The organism is Achromobacter sp. 1012554356, assembly GCF_059760815.1.
The window spans coordinates 55,082-63,173 of record NZ_JCBANC010000036.1 but is presented as its reverse complement, the minus strand read 5'-3'; the positions used below and the strand labels follow the sequence as shown (position 1 = coordinate 63,173).

At 65.4% G+C, this 8,092-nt stretch carries 8 protein-coding genes; 5 read left to right on the top strand and 3 right to left on the bottom strand.

Annotation, left to right across the window (positions count from 1 at the left end; translation table 11 throughout):
• Together AC6LJW_RS18665 and AC6LJW_RS18660 are read left to right on the top strand one after the other, a co-directional pair.
• The coding region (locus AC6LJW_RS18665) for a DUF4148 domain-containing protein (RefSeq protein ID WP_498087956.1) at positions 1–411 on the top strand (411 nt) is incomplete at its 5' end.
• Between the two features lie 161 nt (positions 412–572).
• Positions 573–1,451, top strand: coding sequence for a hypothetical protein (locus AC6LJW_RS18660; RefSeq protein WP_427986321.1), 879 nt, complete (start codon positions 573–575; stop codon positions 1,449–1,451).
• Between the two features lie 12 nt (positions 1,452–1,463).
• Here AC6LJW_RS18660 and AC6LJW_RS18655 read toward each other — a convergent pair whose 3' ends face one another.
• Positions 1,464–2,513, bottom strand: a complete 1,050-nt coding sequence (locus AC6LJW_RS18655) for a hypothetical protein (RefSeq protein WP_427986320.1) — start codon at positions 2,511–2,513, stop codon at positions 1,464–1,466.
• Between AC6LJW_RS18655 and AC6LJW_RS18650 the strand changes: the two genes are divergently transcribed.
• The 3 genes from AC6LJW_RS18650 (at position 2,512) to AC6LJW_RS18640 (ending at position 5,985) form a co-directional block, all read left to right on the top strand.
• Complete coding sequence (locus AC6LJW_RS18650) at positions 2,512–2,721, top strand: hypothetical protein (protein WP_498087955.1); 210 nt, start codon at positions 2,512–2,514, stop codon at positions 2,719–2,721. The two genes, AC6LJW_RS18655 and AC6LJW_RS18650, sit on opposite strands and share 2 nt — an antisense overlap.
• A 120-nt stretch (positions 2,722–2,841) precedes the next feature.
• Positions 2,842–5,304 (top strand): penicillin acylase family protein, encoded by a 2,463-nt coding sequence (locus AC6LJW_RS18645; protein WP_427986318.1) that lies wholly within the window; start codon positions 2,842–2,844, stop codon positions 5,302–5,304.
• 237 nt (positions 5,305–5,541) lie between these two features.
• Positions 5,542–5,985, top strand: a complete 444-nt coding sequence (locus tag AC6LJW_RS18640) for a CopD family copper resistance protein (protein ID WP_056569476.1) — start codon at positions 5,542–5,544, stop codon at positions 5,983–5,985.
• Positions 5,986–6,034: 49 nt separating this feature from the next.
• On the opposite strand, the gene AC6LJW_RS18635 is transcribed toward AC6LJW_RS18640, so the two are convergent.
• Both AC6LJW_RS18635 and AC6LJW_RS18630 read right to left on the bottom strand, forming a co-directional pair.
• On the bottom strand, positions 6,035–6,865 hold the full coding sequence (locus AC6LJW_RS18635; protein WP_498087954.1) for a DUF4377 domain-containing protein: 831 nt from the start codon (positions 6,863–6,865) through the stop codon (positions 6,035–6,037).
• A 273-nt stretch (positions 6,866–7,138) separates the two neighbouring features.
• Entirely contained in the window at positions 7,139–7,966 is an 828-nt protein-coding gene (locus AC6LJW_RS18630; RefSeq protein WP_498087953.1) for a lysozyme inhibitor LprI family protein, read from the bottom strand.
• Positions 7,967–8,092 lie beyond the last annotated feature (126 nt).

Here is an 8,092-nt window from a genome sequence, read left to right as displayed (position 1 = left end):
GCCGTGCGGCGCCATCGCGCACGCCCGAACGACACCGGCCCCAACGCTGCGCCCCCACGCGACCACAAGGAGCCATTCATGAAGCCTGTCCTGCCATTCCGCGCCCTTATTCCCGCTGCGCTGGCGGCATTTGCCCTGCTGTCCGGCCCCGCCGGCGCGCAGTCCGCCTCCACGGCGCCGACCACCGCGGCGCCACCCTCGGACTTCACGCCCACCCGGGCTGACGTCGAACGCGACCTGGCTGCATGGCGCGAAGCCGGCCTGGAAGAACAATGGGCCGGCGAGGAAAGCCCGAACATCAACTCGCCCACCTATATCGAGGACTACAAGAAATACGAAACCACCATCCGGACCAGTGGAATGGGCCAGCCGGCATCGCAGCCGCAGAGCGGCTCGCAGCGCCGGTGGTGACATCTGCAACGCAGTGACGGCGCGCGACGGCGAGGCACCTTGCCCGCCGCGTGCCGCCGTGTTCGCAACCATTCGGCGGATCGGCTTGCATCTGGTAACTGGGCGGACACCATGGCCCTTTATCCTCCAGCCTCTTCTTTATCCGGCCCCCGCCTTTCGGCATGACCGATACCCGCTACATCGAAGACCTGCGGCGCGCCACGGCCAACATCGACACCATGACCGCCATCACCCACGCCCAGGCGCTGAAGAAACTCGCCGCCGACATCCTGGTCCAGACTTTGGATGAAGACCTTGCGCGCCTGCTGGCGGACACCATGGCGCGCGCCCGCCATGACGCCAGCATCGCGGCCAACCCGTCGGCCAGCGTGCTGGCGCCCCTGCTGCGCCGCTGGAATTGCGTGCTGCAGGCCGGCGACGACGCGGCCTCGCCCCTGTATCGCGACAAGACCGCCGTCGCGCTGGCCATCCTGCTGCACAAGTACGGCATCGCCGACGCCGGCATCGCGGACCGCGCGGATGCCGCCATCGACGCCCTGAACGATGCCGTGGCCCTGAGCGACGATTTTCATCGCAAGACCGCCGCCATCAAGACCGCCTTCCTGCACACGCCGCCCGCGCCGCTCAAGCGCGCTCCCGGCCTGCCCGACAGCCTGACGTTCTACCGCGCGGGCGACGTGGTGTCGTACCGGCTCGACGGCCATTACTACGCCGCCTATGTGCACCATTGCGCGCAAACCAATCAAAGCGCCGTCATTGAGTTCTACGACGCAGTCTTTGACCATGTGCCCGCCATCGACGAACTACGCGACAAGCCCGCCCGCGGCCGCCGCTACAACGACGGCAGCGTGCGGATCGAACGGATGTCAGTCGCCGGCATGAAGTTCATGCCGGATCCGGCCGGCCAGTTCGTGCTTATCAAGGCCTGTATGGAAACCCCGCCCGGCACCGCCCATCTGCGCGAGTCGGTTGGCCTGTATGCCGCGTCGGACGTCTTTGACCTGCAAGACAGCGTGGACAAGATGTTCGAGCAGAGCTGAACCTGCGCCAGCTCACGCCAGATACGACGCCACTTCCTCCGGCGTCAGATAGCGTTTGAACGTCATGGACGGCTGCTGGGCTTCGTGTATCACGCCGTTGAATCCCGACCAGTTGCGCTTGGTCCCCTCGTCCGTTTCCAACGCGATCAGCACGCGCCTGCCGTGCCGGGACGGATGGTCGCGCAGCGCGGCTTCGCCCCAGGCCCACTTCAGCATGTTCTTCAGTTCGCCCCCGGCGTAGGCGCCGGCCTGCAGCCACTGGAAGTCGGCCGTGTCGCCGTCCATGTCCGGCGTGCGCGGAGGGATCTCCCGTTGCACGCCCAACGCCTGCGCGTGTTCGCCGATCAGGATCTGCAGCAGCGTGAAGGCGTGGAAGGTGTTGTTGATGGCATGGGCCTCGGCGACGAATCCGGTCCCGGATGCCGGCAGGACCACCACCAGTTCGTCTTCATAGCTCACCCGCGACGCCAGCCACAGGAAATGCAGCTGGTCGAACGGCAGGCTGTCGTTGACCGTGGCCATGGCATACAGCAAACCCATCAGCGCCTCATCGGCGATGAAAGCCTGGTGATTGCCGCGGTGGCGCAACAACATGGTCATCATGGGCAGCACCAGCACGTCGACGGCGGCCTGCAAGGCTTCGACCTCCCAGAACGCATCCTGCGGCACCTGCGCCAACCTGGCCTGCGCGTCCCTCCAAGCCTGGCGATCGGCTTCCTCGACCTCGTCATCGTCATCTTCGACTTCCTGCGCGCAGAACGGGCGCAGGCGTTGCAGCCAGTCGCGCAGCAGCGCGTGCAGCGTGGGAAACAGAATGGCGGGATCGGCGCCGCTTTCCACCAGCGAACCGCCCATCAGCGCCAGCGCCGCGGCATGGGAAGGATGCAGTTGCGGCAGAAGATCGGCGCATTCCTGGAGGGCCGCGGCGGTGTGCGCCGGGTTGCGGGCATGGGTCAAAAAGGCGCCAACTTCGGGCCGCTGGAAGAATTGCTCCATCGACTCCAGGTCATCGGCGGCAAGGATGGGACGGGACAGGCTGCGTGCGAGGTCGGAGATCGGCATGAATGAATGGCTAGTTGCGATGACGGCGGACCTGGGGCGCGCCGACGGTATTCGGGGCGCCCGAGTTTACCGGCCGGCTCGCGATGTCGTGACCAAAAATTTCATGCCTGCGCGCGCATTTTGCGGACCGGCTATCAGCCGGCTGCGCTTCCCCCAGTGGGCGGTGTTCAACGAAGCGTTACAAGTCCTGCCAGATCTAATCAAATAAAACAGTTCTCCACACGCTTCTGCTTTAGTTGTAGTCGCTGCATGGTGTTGCGTTCGGCGCGGCTTCCAGCGTCCTGCGTACCGCCGGCAGAGAAAAGATCAATAACCGGAGGAGAAGTCTATGCGTACGTTCAAGCGCAGGGCCGCCGCATTGCTGGCAAGCGGCCTGATCGCAGTGCTGGCGGGTTGCGCCTCGCCAGGCGGCAAGAAGGACACGATTGCCATGGCGGGGCTGTCGCAGCCCGTGGAGATCGTCAGGGACAAACACGGCGTATCCCACATCTACGCCAAGAACCAGGCGGACCTGTTCTTTGCCCAGGGATTTTCGGCCGCACGCGACCGCCTGTGGCAACTGGACCTGTGGCGCCGCCAGGGCGAAGGCAAGATGGCCGAACAATTCGGCCCGCGCTTTGTCGAGCAGGACCGCGCCGCGCGCCTTTTCCTGTACCGCGGCGACATGCAGGCGGAATTCGCCAGCTACCACCCCGAAGGCCAGGCCATCCTCACCGCGTTCGCCAACGGCATCAACGCCTACGTGAACTGGGTAAAGGCCAATCCCGACCAGCTTCCGCCGGAATTCAAGCTGACAGGCACCGAGCCCGGTTACTGGAGTCCGGAGACCTCGCTGATCCGCATCTACGGCCTGACGCGCAACGTCAGCGAGGAAGTGCGGATGTCCGAGCAGATCGCCGCATTGGGCCTGAACACCGTTCAGGGGCTGAGCACCTTCGAGCCGCCGTTGGCGCTGCAGGTGCCGGCCGGCCTGGATGTGCGTCAGATCAACAAGTCCGTTCTGAGCACCTACCGGCTGGCGCGGGACGGCCAGAAGTTCGAGGCGGGCGACTTCCCGCGCAGCCCGCTTGCCGCGGATGAACGCGTCAAGCTGGCCAGCGCGTTGTCCGAGGGCAGGCTCGCGTCGCTGGATCCGGCCTTCGATCCGCTGGCGCCGCGCTACGAAAGCAACAACTGGACGCTGAGCGGCGAACGCACCGCCACCGGCAAGCCCATCCTGGCGGGCGACCCGCACCGCTCCATCACGATGCCGTCGCTGCGCTACATGGTGCACCTGAATGCGCCCGGCTGGAATGTGATCGGCGCGGGCGAACCGTCATTGCCCGGCGTCTCGATGGGGCACAACGACCGCATCGCGTTCGGCCTGACCATCTTCGCGTTCGGCGACGAGGAAGACCTGTACGTCTACGACACCAACCCCGCGAATCCCGGCGAATACCGCTACCAGGGCCGCTGGGAAAAGATGCGCCAGATCGACGAGAGCATCCCGGTGCGCGGCGCGTCGCCCGCCATGCGCAGCCTGAAGTTCACGCGTCACGGACCCGTCATCCATGAAGACCCGGTGCGGCGCAAGGCCTACGCCCTGCGCGCCGCCTACCTGGAATTCCCGGGCACGGCCGCCTATCTGGCCAGCCTGCGCTTGAATCAGGCGCAGAACTGGAACGAATTCGTGGCCGGCATGGAAAAACACTACACGCCCAGCGAAAACATGGTGTATGCCGACGTAGACGGCAACATCGGCTGGTTCGGCGGCAGCATCGCGCCCATCCGTCCGCGCAACGACTGGTCCGGCATGCTACCCGTGCCCGGCAATGGCGATTTCGAATGGCGCGGCGTGCTGCCCGGCAGCTCCCTGCCCCGTGCCTTCAATCCGCCCGAAGGCTATGTCGCCACGGCCAACGAGTACAACCTGCCCGCCAACTATCCGTACAAGGACATGTCGGCGCGCACCTGGGCCGAACCCTTCCGCATCCAGCGAATCCGCGAGGTCGTGGCCGACGGCAAGGGGCTGACCGTGCAGCAGTCTCAGGACCTGCAGTTCGACAACCTGTCGATTCCTGCCCGCACGCTGGGCGGCTACGCCAAATCGTTGAATTCGGCGGACGCAAACATCGGGTCGGCGCTGAGCCTGCTGAAGGACTGGGACTATCGCATGGCCACGGACTCCCGGGCCGCCACGGTCTACGCCTTCTGGCTGCCCGAGGTCGTCAAGCGCGTGACCGACCTGTATGTGCCGGCAAACGGGCGCGCGGCGTTCGGCGAGCTTTCCACCCGCAAGACCCTGGAAAAGCTGGCCACGCCCGATGCCGCCTTTGGTCCTCGTCCGGATCAGGGCCGCGACGCCCTGCTGTTGCAGGCGCTGGCAGATGGCCTCACTAAGCTCACCGCGAAGATGGGGCCGGATTCGAAGCAATGGCAGTGGGGCAAGCTGCACCACATCCAGTTCGATCACAGCCTGGCCAGCCTGCTGCCGCCGGACACCGCGAAGGCGTGGGGCACGCCGCGCTATCCGGTCGGCGGCGACAACGACACGGTGCACCGCGCGACGTTCCGCAATAGCGACTACCGCGTGACCAGCGGCGCGTCGTACCGCCAGGTGATCGACGTGGCCGACTGGGACAACTCGCGCGTGCAGAACGTGCCGGGCCAATCGGCGGATCCGCGCAGCCCGCATTACCAGGACCTGCTGAAAGGCTGGTCGACGGGCGAGTATTTCCCGATGGCATTCAGCCGGGCAAAGGTGGACAGCCAGCGGTCGGACACGCTGACGCTGCAGCCGGCGGGTAAGTGAGCTGAGTTCCCGGCTGTTTTGTCGGGCTGCTTGCTTGGGACGGTGTCAGACACCCGTCGGAGATGGTCGTCAGCTTGCGGCGGCGTCTCAATGGGTGTCTGACACCTGGGTCCGAGTGTGTGGCGGCGTCACAACGGGTGTCTGACACCGGGGTCAATGAACCGCTGGATTCAACCCGGGCCTGCGCCCTTGATGTTTGTCATTTCGCGCCGTTATCCGCGGGCGGAGAATGCCGTCATGACCCTCTATCCCGCGCTGCTCATCCTGCACCTGCTTGCGGCCTTCCTGTTTGTCGGCACGGTGACGTTCGAGGTGCTGTTCCTTGAACCGGTGCACCGGCGCCTGCCGGCCGACGTGCGCAAGGCGCTGGGCAGCCAGCTCGGGCCGCGCGTGCGTTCGGTGGTGCCGTGGTCGGTGGTGGTGCTGTATCTGGCGGGGTTGGGACTGGCCTGGCAGCACCGCGGCGCGCTGTCCGCGCCGCTGGCCTCATCGTTCGGCCTGCTGCTTTCCATCAAGATCGCGCTGGCGGTCAGCGTGCTGGTTCATGTGGCAACCGCGCTGGTGATGGCCCGCCGACGCAAGCTCACCGGCGCGCTGCAAGGCCGGCTGCACCTGAGCGTGTTCTGCCACATGCTCGCCATCGTGGTGCTGGCCAAGGCGATGTTCTACATCACCTGGTGATCGGGCCCAAGGGCGCTAACCGCGCTGATCGCGCTAACGCCCCCCTCGCTTACTTGCGTTTGCCCGATGCGTCCTGCTCCACCACCATGTCCAGCACGTAAACCTTGGACGGCGCATCGGCGGGCGGGTTCTTCCAGTCGTAGCGCTTGACCCGCAGCACGGTGCGCACGCCGTCCTGGTGCTCAAACCCCTCGATCGACTGGTACAACGGTTGCCACTTGTCCGGCGCCGGCAACGCGATGCCGGCGTCGTTGAACTTGCGTTCACGCACCATCAGGCACTGGTAATGCGGAATCATCGGATGGCTGCATTCGGCGCGCTTGGCCGCCACTTCCAGGAACATGATCTGGCCCGCGCTGCCGTACAGCGTTTCCGGCGTGGGTTCGCCCACGAACTTCAGCACGCTGCCGTCCTGCGTCGTGAGGTCCAGCGCCGGCTCGGCCTTGTCGCCCGACAGCGTCACGCGCAGATCGCCCTTCAGACGCTGGCCGATCTCGGCATCGAGCTGCATCAGGCTTTGTTCGCATGCCTTCATGGTCGACGCGAGGTTCGCGATGGTCAGCACGCCGTTCTTGTACGTGTATCCGCCAAACTGCGCATTGCAGCCTCCGCGGATGTTCACGCCGTCGTCCTTGAAGGTAAGCCGCACCTGATGCTCGACGCCCTTTTGCAGCGCGGCGATGGACTTGCCCGCGGCATCGGTGGCGGCGGTCAGGCGCCAGTGGTAGGCGCTCAGGCTGGCCTGAGTGGAGGCGGATGTAGTGGCGGACGTGGTGGCGGAATCAGGCATGGCGGACGATCCTTCGCGGGGAGAGGTCGTGGGCGCGCAGGCAGACAGCAGCGCCGCACAAACGGATGCAAGAAGGATGGTTTTTTTCATGATTGGTTCCTGTCAGCCGCGTGGCCCTGATGAAAAGCGGGATTCTACGTCCGTGGCGTGGACGGAATTCCCGCTGCGCGGAGCAGTCCGTTTCCAAATCTTGCGGTCGATCAGCTCCCGGGAGGCCCGATTGAAACGTCCGCGCGCCGCGTGCTGCACACGGGAAATGTCCGTCCTGCGGGCGCGGCCAAGCCCTCGCGGCCGGCGCGCGCGCAATTACAGTCTGACACCTTCCTCGTCTGACACCTGCGCGGCAGCGCCCGCCAGCAAGCGCTACTTTTCCTCGGGATACACCGGGCTCGCCAGGCAAGCCTGCGCCCATTCGTAGTCGTCGGTGTCGAAGATGTCGCCGTCGATCTTCGGCAGCGGCGTGTCGGCATAACTGAAATCAGGCTTTGCCGGGGATCGGTTCCAAAGGGTCTTGCCATTGCCGTCGTCGCACGCCTCATCGGCGCTGCTGAACGAGCACGACGCGATGACCTTGGGCTTGCCATTCACCACGTTGGCCACGTAGCGCTTCGTGTAGACGCCGCCGGAAGCCCAGTACTCGTCGATCGAGCAGACGCGGTCATTGTGCTGGTAATGGCGGGTCGCAAAGCAGGAGTAGTTGTTGTAGTCGGGCGGCAGCACGTCGCACGAGGACGCGAAACCGGCAAACGGACCGCCCGTGAACTGCGCCCGGAACTTGCGCTGTTCCAGCGCCCGCGCGATCAGGACCGGGGTGTCAGATCCCTTGGCCTTTTCCTTGAACTCGGCGCTGCGCGCAAGCATCAGGCTGCGCGCGGCCTGTGCGGGGGTTTTGCCGTCGGGCAGGAGGTCGGGCGACTCGATCAATCTTTCCAGTGCGTTGTCGCGCGCCGCCAGCCAACGCTTCTGGCCGTCGACCAGCATGGTGCGTATCTCGGCATCGGGCGCGGCTTTCAATAGCGCGCTGTAGCTGCGATTCAATTCCGCATCGGCGGACACCGCGCCGCGATCGGCGCAGATCAGCTTCTCGACGCCGGTGGAGGCCTTCTTGCAATCAATGGCCAACGCGGGCGCGGACAATGCGAACAAGCCAGCCAGGGACAACAACCGTAGTGCGGGAATTCCAGGTTTCATCGGATTCTTCTCGGGTTCGATGGCGGTTGGACAGCCCGCAATTCTGGCATGAAACCGCCCCCGCGCCGAAAACGGCAAGCCGCCGATCGCCCTTCCCGTTCGCGATCGGCGGCGTCGTCAACGCGC

Excerpts from the sequence above, each read along its gene's own strand:
- AC6LJW_RS18660 (WP_427986321.1), top strand. The coding sequence starts at position 573 with ATGACCGATACCCGCTACATCGAAGACCTGCGGCGCGCCACGGCCAAC.
- AC6LJW_RS18650 (WP_498087955.1), top strand. The coding sequence starts at position 2,512 with ATGAATGAATGGCTAGTTGCGATGACGGCGGACCTGGGGCGCGCCGAC.
- AC6LJW_RS18655 (WP_427986320.1), bottom strand. The coding sequence starts at position 2,513 with ATGCCGATCTCCGACCTCGCACGCAGCCTGTCCCGTCCCATCCTTGCC.
- AC6LJW_RS18645 (WP_427986318.1), top strand. The coding sequence starts at position 2,842 with ATGCGTACGTTCAAGCGCAGGGCCGCCGCATTGCTGGCAAGCGGCCTG.
- AC6LJW_RS18640 (WP_056569476.1), top strand. The coding sequence starts at position 5,542 with ATGACCCTCTATCCCGCGCTGCTCATCCTGCACCTGCTTGCGGCCTTC.
- AC6LJW_RS18635 (WP_498087954.1), bottom strand. The coding sequence starts at position 6,865 with ATGAAAAAAACCATCCTTCTTGCATCCGTTTGTGCGGCGCTGCTGTCT.
- AC6LJW_RS18630 (WP_498087953.1), bottom strand. The coding sequence starts at position 7,966 with ATGAAACCTGGAATTCCCGCACTACGGTTGTTGTCCCTGGCTGGCTTG.